This window comes from Nocardia grenadensis (assembly GCF_050942415.1).
Classification (GTDB): domain Bacteria; phylum Actinomycetota; class Actinomycetes; order Mycobacteriales; family Mycobacteriaceae; genus Nocardia; species Nocardia grenadensis.
The window spans coordinates 2,986,731-3,007,415 of record NZ_CP192054.1 but is presented as its reverse complement, the minus strand read 5'-3'; the positions used below and the strand labels follow the sequence as shown (position 1 = coordinate 3,007,415).

Sequence of the window (20,685 nt, the reverse complement as noted above, 5' to 3'; positions counted from 1 at the left end):
CCCGGGGCCGGACCGGCGACACCCCCGGGCCGGCGACCGCCGCGACAGCGGCGCGTGCGCTACGTTCGGGCCGGTGAGCGATCGATACGGTGACATCTTTTCCGGCCACCCACGCACCGCCCGGCGCACCGTCCCGCGGGTGGACGCCGAACCCGATCTGGTGGTCGAGGACGCGGCCAGCGGGTTCTGCGGCGCGGTGGTCGGATTCGACCGCAGCTACGACGGTGATTTCGTAAAGCTGGAGGACGCCCGCGGCGTGGTACGGCTGTTCGCGCTGCGGGAAGCCGCGTTCCTGATCGACGGGCAGGCGGTCACGCTGGTCCGGCCGAAGGCGCCCGCGCCGGCCCGGCCCGGCCGGTCTGCGTCGGGTTCCACCCGGGTCGAGGGGCTGCGGGCGAAAGTCGCCGCACCCAGCCGGATCTGGGTCGAGGGCGTACACGATGCGGCGCTGGTGGAACGGGTCTGGGGGCACGATCTACGGGTCGAGGGCGTGGTGGTCGAACATCTGGAGGGGTTGGACAATCTCGGTGCCCGGCTCACCGATTTCGGACCCGGCCCGGGCAGGCGGGTCGGCGTCCTGGTCGACCATCTGGTCACCGGATCCAAGGAGGACCGGCTCACCACCGGGCTCGGCGACCACGTGCTGGTCACCGGGCACCCGTACGTGGACGTCTGGCAGGCTGTGAAACCGGCGGTACTGGGCATCCCGGAGTGGCCGCGGGTGCCGCGTGGCGAGGACTGGAAGACCGGAGTGTGCCGGCGGCTCGACTGGGGCACACCGCAGGAAGGCTGGCGCCGGGTGTATTCGGCGGTGAACTCGTTCCGCGATCTGGAGGCTCCGCTACTGGGCGCGGTGGAACGGCTGATCGACTTCGTGACCGAACCGGGCGAACCATTTTAACCCGCGAAAACAGCCTGTGCAGAGGCTGCCCGCCGGTTGCCGAGACCCTTTATGCTCGATGATTATGTGCTCTCCCAGTGCCACCCTCACGCTGTGGGCCGGATCGTGGCTCGCGGGTCGCAGCGCGCCCGACGACGTACTCGAGGCGCTGCACGCGTGGGCGCCGCGGCATACGCTCGCGGCCGGGGACCCGGTCACCGGCGGGCGCACCGACCTGCCGTGGTCCGCGCACGGGAACCCGAACGGCACCGGAGTCATGCCGCTACTCAAGCTGATTCGCGAGGAGCTGGCCGTCGCGGGCGCGGAGCTGCGACTGGTGCTGCCGGTGCCCGGCGATGTCCGCGGCCTGCCGACCGGGACCGCGTTCGCCGCCGACGCGGTGGAAACCGGGGAGGGCATCCTGCTGGGCGTCCCGGGCGCCGAGGGCACCGGCCTCATCCCCTGCCCGGTGGACGAGAACACCCTGCAGTGGACCGTCTACAGCGTGCCGATGCCGCGCGGCGCCGGACCCGATATTTCACTGGGCGAGGCCGAATACGCGATGCGCGAGGCCGTCCGGGACGCGGCGGACGCGCTGATGCGCCTGCACACCACCGGCCTCGGCGCCGGCGACGCCGACCCACGCGAACTCATCGAGGCCGAACTCGCCGACTATTCGCGGCACACCTATCCCGAATGTGTCCCGTTGCGCGCCAAACGGATCCTGGATTCGGCCGACCATGTGGCGGCCATCCTGACCGTGGCCCAGCGTGAGCCGGCTTCCGCGCCGACCTCGGCCAGCGCCGCCACCGCGCACGAGACCCTGCTGCGGCCGCTGTGGGACGCCATCCGCGCGGCCCGCCTCGTCGCGGTGCACACCGCCGCGCCGCAATCGCGCTGATCCCGGGGCGGGAGCCCCACCGGGATCGTTCGAGCAGTACGGCCACATCGGTACCTGTCGCGGTGCGGTCGGGGCGCGCACGCCCCGACCGCCGGAGTCGAGGTTCAGCGGGAGGCGATGAGCGCCGACCCGTGACCGAACAGGCCCTGATTCACCGCGATACCCGCGCGGGCGTTCGCCACCTGGCGGCCGTCGGCCTGCCCGCGCAGCTGCCAGGTGAGCTCGCAGACCTGGGCGATCGCCTGTGCGGGGATGGCCTCACCGAAGCAGGCCAGCCCGCCACTCGGATTCACCGGCACGCGTCCACCCAGTGTCGTGGCGCCGCTGCGCAGCAGTTCCTCGGCGCCACCCGGTTCGCAGAGCCCGATATCCTCGTACCAGTCCAGCTCCAGCGCGGTGGAGAGATCGTAGACCTCCGCGAAGGACAGGTCGGCGGGCCCGAGGCCGGCCTCCTCGTACGCGGCGTACGCGATGGCGGACCGGAACGTATGCGGCGGGGGCTCGACGGCCACGGCCGAGTCCGTCGCGAAATCGGGCAGGTCGAGGACGGTTTTCGGGAAGGTGGGCGTAACCGTCGACAGTGCCCGGATACGGACCGGATCACCGATCCCGTGCCGGCGCGCGTACTCCATCGACGTCAGGACCAGTGCCGCGCCACCGTCGCTGGTCGCGCAGATGTCGAGTAGGCGCAGCGGGTCGGAGACGATGGCCGACGCCGCGACCTCTGCGGCCGAGACCTCTTTGCGATATCGGGCGTACGGGTTGTTCAGTCCGTGTTTCGCGTTCTTCACCTTCACCGCGGCGAAGTCGTCGAGCGTGGCACCGTGCAGCGCCATCCGGCGGCGGGCGTAGAGCGCGAAGTAGATGGGGTTGGTGGCGCCGAGCAGGTGGAAACGCAACCAGTCCGGATCGTCGCGGCGTTCGCCGCCGACCGGCTGGAAGAAGCCCTTGGGAGCCGCGTCCGCACCGACCACCAGCGCCACATCGGTCAGCCCGGCCAGGATTTGGGCACGAGCGTTGGCGATGGCCTGCGCACCGGAGGCACAGGCGGCGTAGCTGCTCGAGATCCGCGCGCCCGACCAGCCCAGCGCCTGGGCGAATGTCGCCCCGGACACGAAACCGGGGTAGCCGTTACGGATCGTGTCGGCGCCGGCGATATAGCCGACATCGCGGTGGTCCACCCCGGCGTCCGCCAGTGCCGCGCGGGCCGCGACCAGCCCGTACTCGACGAAATTGCGGCCCCATTTGCCCCACTGGTGCATACCGGCACCGAGAACGGCGATATCGCGGTCATTCCTGTCGGTCATCGACTGGCCTCCACATCCATACCGTGTGATCGGCTTCCTCGTCCGTGTACAGCACACCGAGGGTGAGCTCCACCGGCATTCCGACGGCCAGGTCGTCCACGGTGAGGCCGCGCACGACCTGCCCGAGAATCACCATCTGCTCGACCTCGAGCTCCACCGCCGCGACGACGTAGGGCTCGAATGGGTCGGATGAGACATACGGCGGGGGCGGCTTGTACCGGGCATCCGCGTAGGACCAGATCCGGCCCCGCGTGGAGAAGAGGTATTCGGACAGTTCCGAGCCGTCCTTCGGACTCGCGCACTGCGGGTTGCGGCAGGCCAGTGTGTTCCGTGGAAAATACGGTGTGCCGCAAATCTCGCAGCGACTTCCCACCAGACGTGGCGTGCCGTCGTCCGCGGTGAACCAGTCCGGTACCGCCGGGCGTTGTTCCTTCTGCACAACCCGACACTATAGGAACACGTTCTATTTTTGAACCAGAACACGTTTCATTTTCTGGGCGGAAATCGCCTCCGCCGGCGTATCGGCGGCGGTACCGTGAACCACGATGGGTACCAGAGCCGTCGACCCGCAGTCGATCCGAAACGTCACGATCGTCGGAGAGCCCGCCGAGACGACGCGGGTGGTCCGGCGACTGCTTCGCGATCACGGGGGGACCCCCGCGGCCACCGTGGTTCATCACGTCCCCGGCCGCGGCGAACACATGATCCGCGTCGCCGAGTTGTCGAGCCACGCGCCCATCGCGGACCTGGAACGAGCCATCCGGGTGGCCGATGGCGCGGTCGTGGTCCTGAACGCCGCGACGGCGCGCGCCGCGCGATTCGAGACGACTCTGCGGGTCGCCGACGACCATCAGGTGGCGCGGCTGTGCCTGGTGACGGGACTCGATCATCCCGCCGCCGACTTCGACCGATGCGTCCGCGCGATCGCCGACACGCGGGGTGCACGGCCGCTGACGCTGCACTTCCCGCTCGGCGCCGGGCCCGGATTCGCCGGTGTCATCGATCTCGTCCCGATGTGGGCTCTCGAACCGATGGCCGCCGAATTCTACGGCAGCCGTTGGCAACTCGCCGAGCAGTGGTACCGCGACCTGGTGACCGCGGCGACGGGTCAGGACGGCGAGGCTCCGGAGGACGGTCGTGGACCACGAAAGATCCCGCCCGAACAGTTGCATGACCGGATCCGCTCGGTCACGCGCATCGGTGAGGCCGTCCCGGTGCTGTGCGACGCGGCACGGCACGGCGGCGATGACGCCGCACTCCTGGACGCCATTATCCGCTATCTGCCGTCACCCATGCTCGTCTGCCAACCGGAGCACGCTCTCGACTATTGAGGGGTCCGTACCTCCCGGCGCTCGACGGCGTCGGCGGGTTCACCGGCCCGCGGGGCGGCGCGGCGGCGTGCAGCAGCCGATCGCGCAGGGTGCGCCATCGGTCGTGCACCCGTAGCCCGGCACCGTGCCCAGCCTGCGCGGCGTGACATCGCGGACGTGCTCGCCGATCAACTCCACCACCATTTCGGCGAACCGTGGATCGGTGCCGGGTGTGGCGGCCCGCGCGAAGGACAGACCGAGCTCGCCGGCTTTCCCGGCCGCCTCGTTGTCCAGGTCCCAGATCACCTCGAGATGGTCGGAGACGAAACCGACCGGGCAGACGATCACCGACTCGAAGCCCTTGTCCGCCAGCGTTTCCAGATGATCGACGATATCCGGCTCCAGCCACGGGATATGCGGCGGACCCGAACGCGATTGCCAGACCACGTCGTAATCGTCGAAACCCGCTGCGGCGGCGCATAACCGGGCGGCCTCGGCGACCTGGCGGCTGTAGAGGCGCCCGCCCTCGGCCGGCGGCCCGGCCGCGATATCGGCACTCACCGGCACCGAATGCGCGGTGAAGACCAACCGGGCGACCGCCCGATGCTCGGCGGGCAGCGTCTCCCGCGCCGCGCGTACGGCGTCGGCAAAGGCGGCCACGAGGAGCGGGTGATCGAAGTACTGGCGCAGTTTCACCAGTGCCGGGGCGTCCGGGCCCACCGCGGCGCGGGCCCGGACGATGTCCTCGTCGTACTGCCGGCAGCCGGAGTATCCGCCCCAGGCGGAAGTGGGGAACACCAGCGCCGACCGGACGCCGTCCGCGGTCATCCGCGCCAGCGTGTCCTCCACCATCGGATGCCAGTTGCGGTTACCGAAGTACACCGGTAGCCGCGGCCCGGTGGCGGCCAGTTCCCGTTCCACCGCGGCGATGATGTCGCGGTTGAGGGCGTTGATCGGCGACACCCCACCGAAGTGCAGATAGTGTTTCGCGACCTCGGCGAGCCGTTCCGGAGGGACACCGCGACCGCGGGTTACGTTCTCCAGGAACGGCATCACGTCGTCGGGGCCTTCCGGACCTCCGAAGGACAGCAGCAGCAGTGCGTCGGCCGCGCGGGCCACGGTATCTCCTCTCCGGCCGATTCGTCAGTCCTGCGGCATGTTCTCGGGGAACCAGGTGTTGTGGCTGGCGCCACCGTCGACGTAGATGATCGATCCGGTCGTCGCGGGCAGCCAGTCCGACAGCAGCGCCACGATCGATCTACCGACCACTTCGGCGCCACCGTCCCAGCCGATCGGCGAGGCGCCGTCCCAGTAGGTGTCGAGTTGCTTCAGCTGCTTCGCGTCGTCGGTCGCGGTGCCGGCGATCGCCTTGGCGGCCAGCGTCTTGACCGGGCCGGCCGCGATGAGGTTGGACCGGATCTTCTTCGCGTAACCGACCTCGCGTGCCACATACCGGTTCACCGATTCCAGCGCGGCCTTGGCCACACCCATCCAGTTGTAGTACGGCATAGCGGTGCGGGGGTCGAAATCCATCCCGACGATCGAGCCGCGCTCGTTCATCACCGGCAGCACTGCGCGGGCCAGCGCGGCGTAGCTCCAGGCCGAGATCTCGAACGATTTCGCCGCGTCCGCACTCGGGGCGTCCAGGAACGGCAGCGCGTCGGGGCCCATGAGGGTCTTCGGGGCGAAAGCGATCGAGTGCAGCACCCCATCGATTCCCTCGGGCGCGAGGCGGCGGATCTCGTCGGGCAGTTTGCGCAGGTCCTCGTCGTTGGTGACGTCGAGACCGATGGCCGGCGGCACCTCCTCCGGCAGCCGCTTGGCGATCCGGTCGATCAGCCGCAACCGCTCGGTGAGGCCGGTGATGATCACCTTGGCCCCTTCCTTCTGCGCGATGGCCGCCGCGTGGAACGCGATGGAGGCATCGGTGATGATGCCGGTGACGAGGATCGTCTTGCCTTCGAGCAATCCGCCCATGAGTTGTCGATTCTCCTGAATGTGGTGTCGTGTCCCGCCGCGCCCGGCCGGGGTGCCGAACCGGTGCCCGGCCTCGGCGCGGCTTTCGATCTGTTCTGAAGCAGCGCGGGGCGTCAGTGCCCCATACCCATACCGCCGTCGACCGGAATCACCGCGCCCGAGACGTAGGCGGAATCCTCGGAGGCGAGGAAGCTGACCACCGCCGCGACGTCCTCGGGAGCGCCGAGTCGCTGGAGCGGAATGAACTTCTTCGCCATATCCCGCATATCCTCGGGCAGGTCCTTGGTCATATCGGTCTCGATGAACCCGGGCGCGACGACATTGGCGGTGATCGACCGGGAGCCGAGCTCGCGGGTGATGGAACGAGCCAGGCCGACGACACCGGCCTTGGAGGCCGCGTAGTTGATCTGCCCGGCCTGACCGGAGAACCCGACCACCGAGCCGAGGAAGATCATCCGGCCCCACCGCGCGCGCAGCATCGCACGGTTGGCCCGCTTGGCGCACCGGAAGGCGCCGGCCAGGTTGGCGTCCACCACCTTGGTGAACTGTTCTTCGCTCATCCGCATGAGGAGCGTGTCATCGGTGATCCCGGCATTGGCGACCAGCACCTCCACCGGCCCCTGCGCGGCCTCCACCTCGGCGAACGCCCGGTCCACCGAATCACTGTCGGTGACATCGCATTTCACTCCGAGCAAACCCTCGGGGGCGCCCGAACCGCGATGGGTGACGGCCACCTTGTGGCCGTCGGCGTGCAGACGCTGCGCCACCGCGAGCCCGATTCCGCGGTTACCGCCGGTCACCAGGACCGAGCGTGCTGTGAAGTTCGACATGGGGACAAACCTACCTGGCTGCCTCGGTGATGCTCTCATGGGACGTCCACCGAGATTTCCCCCTGGAACTTGTGCAGGTCGGACAACGCGGACACAACACTGCGGGCCGGGTGGGACCCGGCCCGCAGTGCGAACTCGACTTGTTCCCGGACGCGTCGGTGACCCCGAACCCGTCCGGCGGACCCGGCGGGAACCACACGGCACCAACGCTTCCCACGAAGCGGTCAGGGCAGCCGCTGACGTAGCACCAGTGCCGCCACCACTCCGGCCACCGTGGTAAGCAGGCCGAGCAGCCACCACGGCCGGCTGGCGTCGCCCCGGGTGACCTCGTAGCCGATCTGCTCCTCCAGGGTGTCGTAGACACTGGACAGTTCCTGCAGGCTCGAGGCGGTATAGAACTCACCGCCGGACAGTCGCGCGATCTCCTGCATCGCGTCGTCGTCCACCGGCACATCCACCTGGTCCGTGCCACCGTCCTCGCGTGGGATCTCGACCACACCCCATTTGGTACCGAACGAGATCGTCGAGACCGGGATCTTCTTCGTCTTCGCCAGCCGCGCGGCGACGAATTCGTGCCGCGGATTGTCCACATCCTCGAAATCGGGCACAGTCTGCTTACCGTCGGACATCAATACGATGCGGGCCGGCGGCGGGGTCTCGGAACCGCCCAGGACCGAGGCGAGGGTCTCGATGGACTGCAGGGCGGTGAAGATTCCCTCACCGGTGGCGGTCCGCTCGGCGAGTTTGATGTTGTCGATGGCGGCCTTCACCGATCCCCGGTCCGTGGTCGGCGAGACGAGCACCGACGCGGTGCCGGCGTAGGTCACCAGTCCCAGGTTGATCCCCGGGGTGAGACCGTCGGCGAAGTTCTTGGCCGCCTCCTGCGCGACCTGCAGCCGGTTCGGCGAGACATCGGTGGCCTCCATGGACAGCGAGACATCCATGACCAGCACGACGGTCGCCCGGTTACGGGGCACCTTCTTCTCGGCGGTCGGACCGGCCGCGCCGATGGTGGCGAACACCATCCCGACGATGACCAGCACGATCGGCAGGTGGCGCCAGAAACTGGGCCGGTTGGGAGCGACTTTCTCCAGCTGCTCCATATTGCTGAACCGCAGCATCCGGCGATGCTTGCTGCGCTGCACCAGCAGATAGCCGAGTGCGAGCAGGAGAACGACAGCAAGAAAACCGAGCCAGATCGGTGCGGCGAAATTCGAAATACTCACTGGCGTGGCACCCGCGGGGTCGAGGCGCCGAGGCTGTGGCGCCGGGTGGAGACGAACCGGACCACATCGGCGATCCAGTCCCGGTCGGTCTGCAGGGTGAGCACCGGGGCGCCGCAACTACGCAGGGTCTGCTCGACCTCGTCCCGGTGCCGCTGTGCGGCGGCCGCGTAATCGGCGCGCAATTGTGGGGTGACGGTGAACTCGCGCGTCCGCCCGGTCTCCGGATCGTGCAGCACCACGTCACCCAGGTCCGGTAGCTCGGTATCGCGCGGATCGAGGACCTCCACCGCCAGCAGATCGTGGCGCGCGGAGATGGCCCGCAGCGACCGCTGCCAGTCGATATCTCCGAGGAAATCACTGATCACGACCGCCAGGCCGCGTTTGCGCTGCGGTCGGCGCAACGATTCGATGGCACCGCGCAGGTCACCACGTACTCCGTCGCGCGGATGCGGGGTGGTGGCGATACTGCGCAACAGCGACTGCGCGTGGACCCGGCCGCTGCGCGCGGGGATCCGCTGCATCTGCTCACCGGTCGCCACCACGGCGCCGATCCGGTTCCCACCGCCCATCGTGAGATGGGTCACCGCGGCCGCGGCGGCCACCGCCAGATCGCGTTTCTGGCAGGCGCCGGTACCGAAGTCCAGGCTGGCGGACAGATCGACCACCATCCAGGTCTCCAGCTCCCGGTCCGCGATCATCTGCCGGACGTGCGGGTGGGTCGTCCGCGCGGTCACCGACCAGTCCATCTGCCGGACGTCGTCGCCGGGCTGGTAGGCCCGCGCTTCCCCCGGCTCCGAACCGGGGCCGGGGATGAGACCGAGGTGATCACCGTGCAGCACGCCGTCCAGGCGCCGGCGCACGGTGAGCTCCAGGGTTTTCAGGGCGGCCGTCAGATGCGGATCGGTCAGCTCACCCGAACGGAACGACGGCGGGGCGTGGGGGTCGGGCACGGTCTCGCGGGCGCGGGGGTCCGGCGGCCGCGTCACTGGGGCTGGTTCGTGCCGGCGGTTTGCGGCACCTGCGGCGCCGGGGACTGCTGCGGCGGCGCGGGCGGCCGGTTGCCGTTCTCCGCGACGGGCGGGGCGCCGCCCGGCGCCACGGCCTGCGGCGCGACCTGGGGAAGCCCGACGGTCTGCAGGACCCGCTGGATCACGTCCTCCGGGCTGATCTCGTCGGCGAGCGCGTCGTAGGACAGGACCAACCGGTGCCGCAGCACGTCGGGTACGACCTCGATGACGTCCTGCGGGACCACGTAGTCGCGGCCCCGGATCAGCGCCACGGCGCGGGCGGCGGCGATGATGCCGAGGCTGGCACGCGGCGAGGCGCCGTAGGCCACCCAGTTCGCCACATCGTGCATGCCGAATTCGGCCGGGACACGGGTCGCGGAGATGACCCGGACGACGTAGTCGACCAGCGCGTGGTGCACGAAGGTGTTCGCGGCCAGTTTCTGGAGACGGATGAGTTCGGCCGGCTCGAGGATGCGGTTCGGCTCCGGCGGGGTCACACCCATCCGGTAGATGATCTCGCGCTCCTCCTCGACCGAGGGGTAGTCGACGACGACCTTGAACAGGAAGCGGTCGCGCTGCGCTTCCGGCAGCGGGTACACGCCCTCGCTCTCGATCGGATTCTGGGTGGCCATCACCAGGAACGGATCGGGCATCGGGTAGGTCTTGCCGCCGATGGACACGTGCCGCTCGGCCATCACCTCGAGCAGCGCGGACTGCACCTTGGCCGGGGCGCGGTTGATCTCGTCGGCCAGGACGAAGTTCGCGACCACGGGGCCGAGTTCGGTATCGAACTCCTCGCGGCCCTGCCGGTAGATCCGGGTACCCACGAGGTCGGTCGGGACCAGGTCGGGGGTGAACTGGACGCGGGAGAACGACCCGCCGACCACTTTTGCGAAGGTCTCGACCGCGAGCGTCTTGGCGATACCGGGCACGCCCTCGAGCAGAACGTGGCCCTTGGCGAGCACCCCGACGAGCAACCGCTCGACCAGCCGGTCCTGCCCGACGATGACCCGCTTGACCTCGTAGATCGCCTTCTCGAGGGTCTGGACGTCACGCTCGAGGGTGCTCGAAGCAGGCGTCGGCGGTTGTTTCGCCAAATCTGCCCCGCTGACACCGTCCGTCGAAGTCACCAACATCCCCGCTTTCGCCTTGGTCCTGTGCGTGCTGTCACAACTATTCCAGGTGATGGCCGCGGATGCCGCAACCGGCTCCACTGTCGGGAAATTCGCCGTCGTTCGCGGACGATTTCCCGGTGGGCCGACAGGGCTTCCGGTGCTGCGGCGGGCACTGTCACCCACTCCCGTTCGACCATACGTACCGATACGGCATGGTGCCCGTCATAGCCGTGGCCGAAACCTGTCCGGCGCAACCCGGGGCACGCCCGCTGTCATCGCACGGGCGGCCGGCGGCTGTGATCCGCGGCGGGGCGGAGGCGACCGGACGAGAGCGGGGAACCGGCCGCGGCTATCGTGCGGCCGGTTCCAGTTCCGGGTCTTCGGTCGGCTCGGTGCGCCGGCCCGGCGCGGCCGCCGCGGGCGGCGGTGACCCGGCGGCCCGGCGGGCCTTGATCCAGTACAGACCGCCCACCGCCAGCACCAGCCCGGCCAGGAGCACGATCGTGATCTCGGTCCAGTTCACCGTCGGTGTCTGCTCCAGACGGTGCACCAGGGTCTGGGCGGCTTGTTCGCTCTTTCCGCCGGTGAACTTGGCTTTGTCCTCGGCCCACTCCAACCGGACCCGGCTGATCGAATCGCTGGTGGTGCCGATCCAGTCGTCACTGAAGACGGCGACGGTGCCATGCTGGAATCCGGCCACCTCGGTGGCCAGATCGCGCAGTTCGGAGTCGTGCCCCGGATTACCGTCGAGCACCACGATACTGAGATCGATGCCGTGCGCCCGCGCATCGGCCACGATGGCGGCCAGTTCGCTCTGATCGTCGCCCTCCGGCGTGGCCACTCCGTTGTCGGCGAGATCGGCCCGAAGCTCTTCGAGGGTCTTCGAATCGAACCCGTCCGGCAGTTTGGCGGCCTTGAGGGAGAAGGCCGAGGTGTGGGTGACGGTCATCTTCCATCCGGTCTGGTCGAGCCGCATCGTCCGACGACGCGACGGGGAATCCGCTACTGGCACGAACAACCGGGGTACCCCTGGGTACCGCCCGGCTAACTCGGACCAGCTCGAGAGCAGATTACGCGACGCGTGTGCGGTTACCCGACACCCGGCACGCCCAACGGCGGGTGTGCCGCGCGGCCGCCCCGAACATACCGCCCCGCGATTTTCATAGGACAAGCGTACTGTTAGGGTTGGGAACCGCGGGGAACCGGCCTTCCCGGGCCGGCGCCTCATGCCAGAGACGTACCGCCGCCGGCACAGCCCCGCCGACGGCGTCCGCACACCCGACAAGTGGAGCTGACGTGACGAAAAGTATCGATACTTTCGGCGCCAAGGGCAACCTCGAGGTCGGAAGCAACTCCTACGAGATCTTCCGGCTCTCGGCCGTACCCGGCACCGAGAAACTCCCGTACGCACTGAAAGTTCTCGCCGAGAACCTGCTGCGCACCGAGGACGGCGCGAACATCACCGCCGACCATATCCGCGCGCTGGCGGACTGGGATCCCAATGCCCAGCCCAGTATCGAGATCCAGTTCACCCCGGCCCGCGTGGTGATGCAGGACTTCACCGGCGTGCCCTGCGTGGTCGACCTCGCCACCATGCGCGAGGCGGTCGCGGCCCTCGGCGGCGACCCGGAGAAGGTCAATCCGCTCTCCCCCGCCGAAATGGTCATCGACCACTCGGTCATCCTCGACGTCTTCGGCCGCGCCGACGCCTTCGAGCGCAATGTCGAACTCGAGTACGAGCGCAACGGCGAGCGCTACCAGTTCCTGCGCTGGGGCCAGGGCGCGTTCGACGACTTCAAGGTCGTCCCCCCGGGCACCGGTATCGTGCACCAGGTCAATATCGAATACCTGGCCCGCACCGTCATGGTCCGCAACGGCCAGGCCTACCCCGACACCTGCGTCGGTACCGACTCGCACACCACCATGGTCAACGGTCTGGGCGTACTGGGCTGGGGTGTCGGCGGTATCGAGGCCGAGGCCGCGATGCTGGGCCAGCCGGTCTCCATGCTGATCCCGCGGGTGGTCGGCTTCAAGCTCACCGGCGAGATCCAGCCCGGCGTCACCGCCACCGACGTCGTGCTCACCGTCACCGATATGCTGCGCAAGCACGGCGTGGTCGGCAAGTTCGTCGAGTTCTACGGCCAGGGCGTGGCCGAGGTGCCGCTGGCCAACCGGGCCACCCTGGGCAATATGAGCCCCGAGTTCGGCTCCACCGCGGCGATCTTCCCGATCGACGAGGAAACCATCAACTACCTGCGCCTCACCGGCCGCAGCGAGGAGCAGCTGGCGCTCGTCGAGGCCTATGCCAAGGAACAGGGCATGTGGCACGACCCGGCCTCGGAGCCCGCCTACTCCGAGTACCTGGAGCTCGATCTGGGCACAGTGGTGCCCTCCATCGCCGGCCCGAAGCGCCCGCAGGACCGCATCCTGCTCAGCGAGTCCAAGATCGCCTTCCGCAAGGACATCCACAACTACGTGGAGGACCAGCACCCGACGCCGCATTCGAAGCTGGACGAGGCGGTGGAGGAGACCTTCCCGGCCTCCGATCCGGCCACCCTGTCCTTCGCCGACGACGGCGCGGTCAATGTGCAGTCCGCGGCGAACAATGCCGACGGCCGGCCGTCCAAGCCGATCAAGGTCGTCTCCGAGGAGCGCGGCGAGTTCATTCTCGATCACGGCGCGGTCGCGGTCGCGGGTATCACCTCCTGCACCAACACCTCGAACCCGTCGGTCATGATCGGCGCGGCCCTGCTGGCCCGTAACGCGGTCGAGAAGGGCCTGTCCAGCAAGCCGTGGGTCAAGACAAACATGGCCCCCGGTTCGCAGGTCGTCACCGACTACTACGAGAAGGCCGGTCTGTGGCCCTACCTGGAGAAGCTGGGCTTCTACCTGGGCGGTTACGGCTGCACCACCTGCATCGGCAACACCGGTCCGCTGCCGGAGGAGATCTCCCAGGCGATCAACGACAACGACCTCACCGTCACCGCGGTGCTGTCGGGTAACCGCAACTTCGAGGGCCGTATCTCCCCCGATGTGAAGATGAACTACCTGGCCTCGCCGCCGCTGGTCATCGCCTACGCGCTCGCGGGCACTATGGACTTCGATTTCGAACACGATCCGCTGGGCGAGGATCAGCAGGGCAACCCGGTGTTCCTGAAGGACATCTGGCCCTCGGCCCAGGAGATCGACGACACCATCAAGTCGGCGATCAACCAGGAGATGTTCACCAAGTCCTACGCCGACGTCTTCAAGGGCGACGAGCGGTGGCGCAGCCTGCCCACCCCGGAGGGCAACACCTTCGAGTGGAGCGACGACTCCACCTACGTCCGCAAAGCGCCCTACTTCGACGGTATGGGCACGGAGCCGGAGCCGGTCACCGATATCAAGGGCGCGAGAGTGCTCGCCCTGCTGGGCGATTCGGTGACCACCGACCACATCTCCCCGGCCGGCGCCATCAAGCCGGGCACCCCGGCCGCCGATTACCTCGACTCGCACGGTGTGGCGCGCAAGGACTACAACTCCCTGGGCTCGCGGCGCGGTAACCACGAGGTGATGATCCGCGGCACCTTCGCCAACATCCGGCTGCGCAATCAGCTCCTCGACGACGTCTCGGGCGGTTACACCCGCGACTTCACCCAGGAGGGCGCGCCGCAGGCGTTCATCTACGACGCCTCGCAGAACTACCAGAAGGCCGGTATCCCGCTGGTCGTGCTGGGCGGTAAGGAGTACGGTTCCGGCTCCTCCCGCGACTGGGCCGCCAAGGGCACCCGCCTGCTGGGTGTGCGCGCCGTGATCGTGGAATCGTTCGAGCGCATCCACCGCTCGAACCTGATCGGCATGGGCGTGATCCCGCTGCAGTTCCCCGAAGGCGAATCGGCGAAGTCGTTGGGTCTCACCGGTACCGAGGTCTTCGATATCGCGGGCATCGAGGAGCTCAACGCGGGCACCACGCCGTCCACCGTGCACGTCACCGCGACCAAGGAGGACGGCTCGAAGATCGAGTTCGACGCGGTGGTCCGGATCGACACCCCCGGTGAAGCCGATTACTACCGCAACGGCGGCATTCTGCAGTATGTCCTGCGGAACATGATCAGGTCCTGATCACGCGGTGTTGGAAGGCGCCGCCTCCGGCGGCGCGTGTTCGCGCCCACGAGGTTCTCGTCGTTGCGAACCCGAGACGCGCGCCCGAGGCGCACGCCCTCCGGGTCCGCGACGAAGGGACGGGCGCGGCTCGTAGTACTCGCTCCCGGCAGGGTGCGAGGGCGTCGGCACGTCACTCGTTCGTTCGCTCGTAGTCTGATGGCCCCGCGCGGTGAATCCGCCGCGCGGGGTTCGTATATCCGTTGAAGGAGCACGATGCCCAAGGTCAGCGACGATCATCTGGCTGCCCGGCGTTCACAGATACTCGACGGCGCCCGCCGCTGCTTCGCCGAGTTCGGGTACGACGGCGCCACTGTCCGGCGCCTGGAAGACGCCATCGGCCTGTCCCGCGGCGCCATCTTCCATCATTTCCGGGACAAGGACGCGCTCTTCTTCGCCCTCGCCCAGGAGGACGCCGAGCGGATGGCCGAGGTGGCGGCCAATCAGGGTCTGGTGCAGGTGATGCGGGATATGCTCGCCGACCCGCAGGAGTACAACTGGCTGGGCACCCGGCTCGAGATCGCCCGGCGGCTGCGGACCGACCCGGAATTCCGCGCCGGCTGGACCCAGCGCTCGGCGGAGCTGACCGCGGCCACCCTGGCCCGCCTGGAGCGGCGTAAGGCGGCCGGCGCCCTGCGCGATGATGTGCCCACCGATGTCCTGCTGGGCTATCTCGATCTGGTCCTGGATGGACTCATCGCCCGGATCGCCTCGGGCCACACCAACGAAAACCTCACCGCCGTACTGGATCTGGTCGAGGCCTCGGTACGCCGCCGCCCCTGAGCGCGCGGTGCCGCGCTCCGCTCAATCCCCGGACTCCAGTGCGGTGAGCAGTTTGCCCGCGATCCGGTCCAGTTCCCCGCGTTCGGCCGCGGTCAGCGTCGCCAGCATCCGCGTCTCGTTCGCGGTGTGCTCGGTGACCACCGCATCGATCAGTTCCCGGCCCGCGTCCGTGAGTGCGACGCGGACCGCGCGGCGGTCCTCCGCGTCCGCGATCCGCCGTACGTAACCCGCCGACTCCAGCCGGTCGAGGCGGCCTGTCATGCCCGCCCGCGACAGCATCAGGGTGTCGGCCAGCGCGGACGGGTTGAGTTCGAAGGGCGCACCGGACCGCCGCAGTGCCGCCAGGACGTCGAATTCGCCGCGCCGCAGACCGTGGGCGAAGAAAACCCTCTCGATCGCGCGCTCGGCGACCACGGCGAGCCGCCCGAGGCGGCCGAACACCACCATCGCCGCCAGATCGAGGTCGGGGCGTTCCCGCCGCCACTGTCGTTCGATCGCATCGATCGCATCGGGTTCGGTCATGGACAAAATTCTATTCGCTGCCATATAGTTAGCCACCGAACTATATGGCAGCGAACTACAAGGAGCGACCATGCCCGCCACCCCGAACCGCGCCGCGATCCGGCAGCCCGGCGATGCCGAGACACTGCGCACCGAATCGGTCACCATGCGCCTGCTCATCGATGCCGAAGAGGCGCACGGCGCGGTGAGCACCTTGGAGATCACCATGGACCGCGGCGCCGACGGCGCGGCACCGCACTTCCACACCCGGTCCGACGAGCTCTTCTACGTAGCCGACGGCGAACTACAGCTGATGACCGGGGACCGGATCCTCACCGTCGGCGCAGGCGGCGTGGCCGTCGTTCCGAAGACGACCGTCCACGCCTTCGGCGCCACCCCCGACAGCGGGGCGCGCATCCTGATCGCTCTCATGCCCGGCGTCCAGCGGTTCGGTTACTTCCGGCTGCTCGAACGCATCGCGCGCGGCGAGGCCACCCTGGACGAACTCGCCGCGTCCCAGGAGGAATACGACAACCACTTCGTCGAGGCGCCCCGCTGGTGGCAGGAACGCAACGCCCAGCGGCGCTGAACCGGGAACAACCCCACCCCCCCGGCGGGTTCGCACCGCTATGACCTTCTCCGTCCCCCTAACCGTCCGCGGCTACGAACTCGATGTCCAAGGCCATGTCAACCAGGCGGTCTACCTGCAGTACGCCGAGCACGCCCGCTGGGAGTTCCTGCTCGCCGCGGGCCTGCAGGCGGACAAACTGGCCGCGGCCCGGGTGGGGCCGGTGGTTCTGGAGAGCACCATCAAATACCGGCGGGAGCTGCGCGGCGGGGACGAATTCCGGGTCACCTGCGCATTCGAATGGGGCAGCGGGAAGACCTATCGCATCCGGCAGGAAATGATCCGCACCGACGGCACCCTCTCGGCCGAGGTATCGGTGGTCGGCGGCCTGCTCGATCTGGACGCTCGCCGGTTGGTCGCCGATCCGCCCGGCCGATTCCGCGAGCTGGCCACGCATCCGGACATGCTCGGACTCTGACCGCCGGCGGCCGTGCCAACAGCCCCTGGCGCCCGGTCCGCACACCTACCGGACGGCTTCCGACGCAGGACAATCTACGGAACCAAGATTCGGTATCCGAACAGCGGAAATCCGGCGATATCGACGTCCGGGGCCGCCGCGCAGCGTTATGATCCGGACGCGCTCGGGTCGTGGCACACCGCCGGCAAGATCGGAGAACCCAGATGACCGATGCCCTCCGTCTCCTCGAGCCCCCCGAACGTGGTGCGGTTGTCACCCTCACGGGTGTCCTGGTCGGCGAATCCGACCGGGAGATCCGAGTCCGGGTGGCAGACGGGATGTGGACCTTCTGTCGCGGCGATGTACTGGCCATCCGACGCGCCGACGAACAGGTCACCGGCCGGCGGGTGCACGTGGACGTCCGGGCCGGCGTCACGGCCGATTTCACGCGCCGTCTGCGTATCGAGGTGGCGGAGCGGCCGATGACCCTGGCGGCGCCGCCGTCCGAGGCGTTCGGGGACAGGCAGTTGCGCCGACTCACCGAATCCTGGGCGCGGCGACTCGACCTCGCGGGCACACCCGAACTCCCCGCGACATTCACGTGCGCCCAGACCAGGTCGCGCAACACCAGCGACGACGGCGTCCACAGCGACAGCTTCGACTGAACGGCGGGCACGATGAGCACCCTGGAGGCCCGCGGGGTCCTCATCGTCTCCGAATCCGACGATCTGCACGCCGCCGCGATGGTGGCGACGCTGTGCGAACAACACGCGATGACGCCGCTCCGTTTGGATCTGCGTGATTTCCCGCGCGAGCCGGGTAGTTTCCGGCTCGCGGCGGCCGGGGTCGAACGGTCGCTGGCGGGGCTGGCCGGTCTGGACGAGGTCGGTTCGGTCTGGTGGCGGCGCCCGCATCCGAGTTCGGTACCGGCCGGGGTCCGCGCCGACGACAATGCCTACCGCCAGGCCGAATGCGATGCTTTCGTCCAGGGTCTGCTGTGGTCGCTGGGCGCCCAGTGGATCAACGATCCGGGCAACGACCGGATCGCCCATCGCAAGATCGTACAACTCGACACCGCGCGGCGGGCCGGCTGCGCGGTCCCGGACACACTGGTCACCAACAATCCGGACGAGGCCCGCGAGTTCATCGAAACCTGTGCCGACCGCGTGGTTTTCAAACGTACCGGCACCTCCCGCGCCGAATTCTCCGAAACCCGGCTGGTCGGGGCCGCGGATCTGGACCGGCTCGACAGTATCCGCTGGGCGCCCACCACCTTCCAGCGCTATATCGATCCGGAATGCGATCTGCGGGTGGTGTGGGTGGACGGGCAGGAGTGGGCGGTGCGTATCGATTCCCGGGCCGGCGCCGGGCGCGTCGACTCCCGGCTGGACACCTCGGTCGATTTCATCCCCACCCTGCTACCGGCCGCTGTCAGCAAATCGCTGGCGACGCTGATGGGCACGCTGGGGCTGAGTTTCGGTGTCCTGGATCTGCGGGTGGGCCTCGACGGCGAGTACTACTTCCTCGAAGTCAACCCGCAGGGCCAGTTCGCCTATCTCGAGATCAAGACCGGACTGCCGATCTTCACCAGTCTCGCCAATCTTCTGGTGTACGGAGACGGGGCCGTATCCGGCTGGTGAGTGACGCGACCGATGATCCACAGGCGGCCACTCACCGCCGGGCGCCTCGTCCCGGCGGTGAGTGGCCGCCTGTGGATACGGTGCGGCTAGCGGGATTTACGGCGGTTTGCACCGCCGCGGCTGCGGAGCTGGACATGCGACTCCGTCAGCACATTGTGGATGAACCCGTAGGAGCGGCCGGTCGCACGTGCCAGCGACCGGATACTCGCCCCCGCCTCGTATTGCTTCTTCAACTGGGTTTGCAGGCGATCCCGTGACTTACCCGTGACCCGGGTGCCCTTGCCCAATGTGCTCTTGCTCTGTACCGGCCTGTCGCCCATGGCTTCCTCCGAGTCGCCGAGCAGCGTCACTCTCAGGCTAAGCACTCCGCGACCATCCGGCAATGAGTTCTTGTGATGAAACTCACGCGAGCTGAATCAATTCCAGATACTCGGCCGACCAGTGGTCCTCGGTGCCGTCCGGCAGCAAGATCACCCGCTCCGGATTCAGGGCCTCGGCGGCGCCCGGATCGTGGGTCACCAGCACCACCGCGCCCGCATAGGTGCGCAGTGCGTCGAGCACCTGTTCGCGCGAGACGGGGTCCAGGTTGTTGGTGGGCTCGTCGAGCAGCAGCACATTGGCCGCCGAGGAGACCAGGCCGGCCAGCGCGAGCCGGGTCTTCTCACCACCCGACAGCGTCCCGGCAGGCTGCTCCAGCTGCGGCCCGGTGAACATGAAGGCGCCGAGCAGGCCGCGTAGCTCCTGTTCGCCCGCGTCCGGCGCCGCGTGCCGGATGTTCTCCCAGACCGTGGCCGTATCGTCGAGGGTGTCGTGTTCCTGCGCGAAGTAGCCCACCTTGAGGCCGTGACCAGGCACGAGTCCCCCGGCGGTGGGTTCCTCGGCGCCGGCCAGCAGCCGCAGCAGCGTGGTCTTGCCCGCGCCGTTGAGGCCGAGCACCACCACGCGGCTGCCGCGGTCGATGGCCAGATCCACGCCGGTGAAGATCTCCAGCGAGCCGTAGACCTTGGTGAGGTTCTCCGCCATGAGCGGTGTCTTCCCGCAGGCGGCCGGTTCGGGGAACTTGATCCGGGCGACCTTGTCGGCCACCCGGACCTCGTCCAGTTCGGCCATCAGCCGATCGGCGCGTTTGGCCATGTTCTGCGCGGCAACGGCTTTGGTGGCCTTGGCGCCGAGTTTCGCGGCCTGGGCACGCAGCGCCGACGCCTTCTTCTCGGCATTGGCCCGCTCGCGGCGGCGGCGCTGCTCGTCGGTCGCGCGGGCATCGAGGTATTTCTGCCAGCTCATGTTGTACACGTCGGCCTCGCCGCGTACCGCGTCCAGGAACCACACCTTGTTGACCACGTCGGCGAGCAGGTCGACATCGTGGCTGATCACGATCAGGCCACCGTCGTGGTTCTGCAGGAATCCGCGCAACCAGGTGATGGAATCGGCGTCGAGGTGGTTGGTGGGCTCGTCGAGCAGCAGGGTGGTGTCGGAGCGGCCGCCACTACCGTCGGACGCGGCGAACAGGATGCGCGCCAGTTCGATTCGCCGCCGCTGACCGCCGGACAGCGTACGCAGCGCCTGGTCCAGCACCCGGTCCGGCAGGCCGAGACTGTTGCAGATCCGCGCGGCCTCGCTCTCGGCCACATAACCGCCGAGCGCGGAGAAACGGTCCTCCAAGCGGCCGTATTTCCGGACGGCACGTTCGCGTTCGGCTTCGTCGGCCAGTTCGGCCATCAGCGCCTGCTGCTTCTCCATATCGCGGATCAGCGCGTCCAGTCCGCGCGCCGAGAGCACCCGGTCGCGGGCCAGGACGTCCAGATTTCCCTCGCGCGGATCCTGCGGGAGGTAACCGATATCGCTGGATCGCATGATGGTCCCGGCGTACGGTTCGCCTTCTCCGGCGAGGATGCGCAACGTTGTGGTCTTACCGGCGCCGTTCCGCCCGACCAGGCCGATCCGGTCGCCGGCCTGTACCCGCAGCGCCGGTCCGGGCGCGGACAGCAGGGTACGGACGCCGGCCCGGACCTCGAGGTCGGTCGCGGTGATCACAGATATCTC

Annotated in this window: 21 protein-coding genes; 9 read left to right on the top strand and 12 right to left on the bottom strand. The window is 68.5% G+C overall.

The genetic code is table 11. The features are described 5' to 3' along the window. The first annotated feature begins 73 nt into the window (after nucleotides 1-73). Together ACQPYS_RS13695 and ACQPYS_RS13690 are read left to right on the top strand one after the other, a co-directional pair. Nucleotides 74-901 (top strand): DUF3097 domain-containing protein, encoded by an 828-nt coding sequence (locus tag ACQPYS_RS13695; RefSeq protein WP_063034341.1) that lies wholly within the window; start codon nucleotides 74-76, stop codon nucleotides 899-901. A 64-nt stretch (nucleotides 902-965) separates the two neighbouring features. After that, a complete protein-coding gene (locus tag ACQPYS_RS13690) occupies nucleotides 966-1,781 on the top strand; it encodes a hypothetical protein (protein ID WP_063034340.1) in 816 nt (271 codons plus the stop codon). Nucleotides 1,782-1,885: 104 nt separating this feature from the next. On the opposite strand, the gene ACQPYS_RS13685 is transcribed toward ACQPYS_RS13690, so the two are convergent. Together ACQPYS_RS13685 and ACQPYS_RS13680 are read right to left on the bottom strand one after the other, a co-directional pair. Next, complete coding sequence (locus ACQPYS_RS13685) at nucleotides 1,886-3,088, bottom strand: lipid-transfer protein (protein WP_063034339.1); 1,203 nt, start codon at nucleotides 3,086-3,088, stop codon at nucleotides 1,886-1,888. Beyond that, nucleotides 3,072-3,527 (bottom strand): Zn-ribbon domain-containing OB-fold protein, encoded by a 456-nt coding sequence (locus ACQPYS_RS13680; RefSeq protein ID WP_063034338.1) that lies wholly within the window; start codon nucleotides 3,525-3,527, stop codon nucleotides 3,072-3,074. Before ACQPYS_RS13680 ends, ACQPYS_RS13685 begins: the two co-directional genes overlap by 17 nt. 106 nt (nucleotides 3,528-3,633) lie before the next feature. Between ACQPYS_RS13680 and ACQPYS_RS13675 the strand changes: the two genes are divergently transcribed. Further along, nucleotides 3,634-4,419, top strand: coding sequence for a GTP-binding protein (locus tag ACQPYS_RS13675; protein WP_433492813.1), 786 nt, complete (start codon nucleotides 3,634-3,636; stop codon nucleotides 4,417-4,419). A gap of 39 nt (nucleotides 4,420-4,458) precedes the next feature. Here ACQPYS_RS13675 and ACQPYS_RS13670 read toward each other — a convergent pair whose 3' ends face one another. The 7 genes from ACQPYS_RS13670 to ACQPYS_RS13640 form a co-directional block, all read right to left on the bottom strand. Then, nucleotides 4,459-5,517, bottom strand: coding sequence for a ferrochelatase (locus ACQPYS_RS13670; protein WP_433492812.1), 1,059 nt, complete (start codon nucleotides 5,515-5,517; stop codon nucleotides 4,459-4,461). A gap of 24 nt (nucleotides 5,518-5,541) precedes the next feature. After that, complete coding sequence (gene inhA, locus ACQPYS_RS13665; RefSeq protein ID WP_063034335.1) at nucleotides 5,542-6,375, bottom strand: NADH-dependent enoyl-ACP reductase InhA; 834 nt, start codon at nucleotides 6,373-6,375, stop codon at nucleotides 5,542-5,544. A gap of 113 nt (nucleotides 6,376-6,488) precedes the next feature. Next, nucleotides 6,489-7,205 (bottom strand): 3-oxoacyl-ACP reductase FabG1, encoded by a 717-nt coding sequence (fabG1, locus tag ACQPYS_RS13660; protein ID WP_039825413.1) that lies wholly within the window; start codon nucleotides 7,203-7,205, stop codon nucleotides 6,489-6,491. A 224-nt stretch (nucleotides 7,206-7,429) separates the two neighbouring features. Continuing rightward, entirely contained in the window at nucleotides 7,430-8,431 is a 1,002-nt protein-coding gene (locus ACQPYS_RS13655; protein WP_063034334.1) for a VWA domain-containing protein, read from the bottom strand. Continuing rightward, complete coding sequence (locus ACQPYS_RS13650) at nucleotides 8,428-9,417, bottom strand: DUF58 domain-containing protein (protein ID WP_245664381.1); 990 nt, start codon at nucleotides 9,415-9,417, stop codon at nucleotides 8,428-8,430. Before ACQPYS_RS13650 ends, ACQPYS_RS13655 begins: the two co-directional genes overlap by 4 nt. Next, nucleotides 9,414-10,574, bottom strand: coding sequence for a chaperone MoxR1 (gene moxR1, locus ACQPYS_RS13645; protein WP_433492811.1), 1,161 nt, complete (start codon nucleotides 10,572-10,574; stop codon nucleotides 9,414-9,416). Before moxR1 ends, ACQPYS_RS13650 begins: the two co-directional genes overlap by 4 nt. A gap of 328 nt (nucleotides 10,575-10,902) precedes the next feature. After that, on the bottom strand, nucleotides 10,903-11,502 hold the full coding sequence (locus tag ACQPYS_RS13640) for an Rv1476 family membrane protein (RefSeq protein ID WP_433492810.1): 600 nt from the start codon (nucleotides 11,500-11,502) through the stop codon (nucleotides 10,903-10,905). A 347-nt stretch (nucleotides 11,503-11,849) separates the two neighbouring features. Between ACQPYS_RS13640 and acnA the strand changes: the two genes are divergently transcribed. Together acnA and ACQPYS_RS13630 are read left to right on the top strand one after the other, a co-directional pair. Next, on the top strand, nucleotides 11,850-14,654 hold the full coding sequence (acnA, locus tag ACQPYS_RS13635) for an aconitate hydratase AcnA (RefSeq protein WP_433492809.1): 2,805 nt from the start codon (nucleotides 11,850-11,852) through the stop codon (nucleotides 14,652-14,654). Nucleotides 14,655-14,909: 255 nt separating this feature from the next. Continuing rightward, nucleotides 14,910-15,476, top strand: a complete 567-nt coding sequence (locus ACQPYS_RS13630) for a TetR/AcrR family transcriptional regulator (protein ID WP_030520508.1) — start codon at nucleotides 14,910-14,912, stop codon at nucleotides 15,474-15,476. A gap of 21 nt (nucleotides 15,477-15,497) precedes the next feature. Here the strand turns inward: ACQPYS_RS13630 and ACQPYS_RS13625 are convergent, their stop codons facing one another. Continuing rightward, nucleotides 15,498-15,998 carry a MarR family winged helix-turn-helix transcriptional regulator gene (locus ACQPYS_RS13625; RefSeq protein WP_063034331.1) on the bottom strand — a complete coding sequence of 167 codons (501 nt, stop codon included), beginning with the start codon at nucleotides 15,996-15,998 and terminating at the stop codon, nucleotides 15,498-15,500. A 145-nt stretch (nucleotides 15,999-16,143) separates the two neighbouring features. On the opposite strand from ACQPYS_RS13625, the gene ACQPYS_RS13620 reads away from it, so the two are divergent. From ACQPYS_RS13620 to ACQPYS_RS13605, 4 genes are all read left to right on the top strand, one after another. Continuing rightward, nucleotides 16,144-16,566 carry a cupin domain-containing protein gene (locus ACQPYS_RS13620; RefSeq protein WP_433493041.1) on the top strand — a complete coding sequence of 141 codons (423 nt, stop codon included), beginning with the start codon at nucleotides 16,144-16,146 and terminating at the stop codon, nucleotides 16,564-16,566. A 40-nt stretch (nucleotides 16,567-16,606) separates the two neighbouring features. Continuing rightward, nucleotides 16,607-17,023 carry an acyl-CoA thioesterase gene (locus ACQPYS_RS13615; RefSeq protein ID WP_063034329.1) on the top strand — a complete coding sequence of 139 codons (417 nt, stop codon included), beginning with the start codon at nucleotides 16,607-16,609 and terminating at the stop codon, nucleotides 17,021-17,023. 203 nt (nucleotides 17,024-17,226) lie between these two features. After that, complete coding sequence (locus tag ACQPYS_RS13610; RefSeq protein ID WP_063034328.1) at nucleotides 17,227-17,667, top strand: hypothetical protein; 441 nt, start codon at nucleotides 17,227-17,229, stop codon at nucleotides 17,665-17,667. A 12-nt stretch (nucleotides 17,668-17,679) separates the two neighbouring features. Next, complete coding sequence (locus tag ACQPYS_RS13605) at nucleotides 17,680-18,642, top strand: MvdC/MvdD family ATP grasp protein (RefSeq protein WP_063034327.1); 963 nt, start codon at nucleotides 17,680-17,682, stop codon at nucleotides 18,640-18,642. A gap of 86 nt (nucleotides 18,643-18,728) precedes the next feature. Here the strand turns inward: ACQPYS_RS13605 and ACQPYS_RS13600 are convergent, their stop codons facing one another. Together ACQPYS_RS13600 and ACQPYS_RS13595 are read right to left on the bottom strand one after the other, a co-directional pair. Next, nucleotides 18,729-18,962 carry a helix-turn-helix domain-containing protein gene (locus tag ACQPYS_RS13600; RefSeq protein WP_030520514.1) on the bottom strand — a complete coding sequence of 78 codons (234 nt, stop codon included), beginning with the start codon at nucleotides 18,960-18,962 and terminating at the stop codon, nucleotides 18,729-18,731. A gap of 82 nt (nucleotides 18,963-19,044) precedes the next feature. Then, nucleotides 19,045-20,676 carry an ABC-F family ATP-binding cassette domain-containing protein gene (locus ACQPYS_RS13595; RefSeq protein ID WP_431938315.1) on the bottom strand — a complete coding sequence of 544 codons (1,632 nt, stop codon included), beginning with the start codon at nucleotides 20,674-20,676 and terminating at the stop codon, nucleotides 19,045-19,047. Nucleotides 20,677-20,685 lie beyond the last annotated feature (9 nt).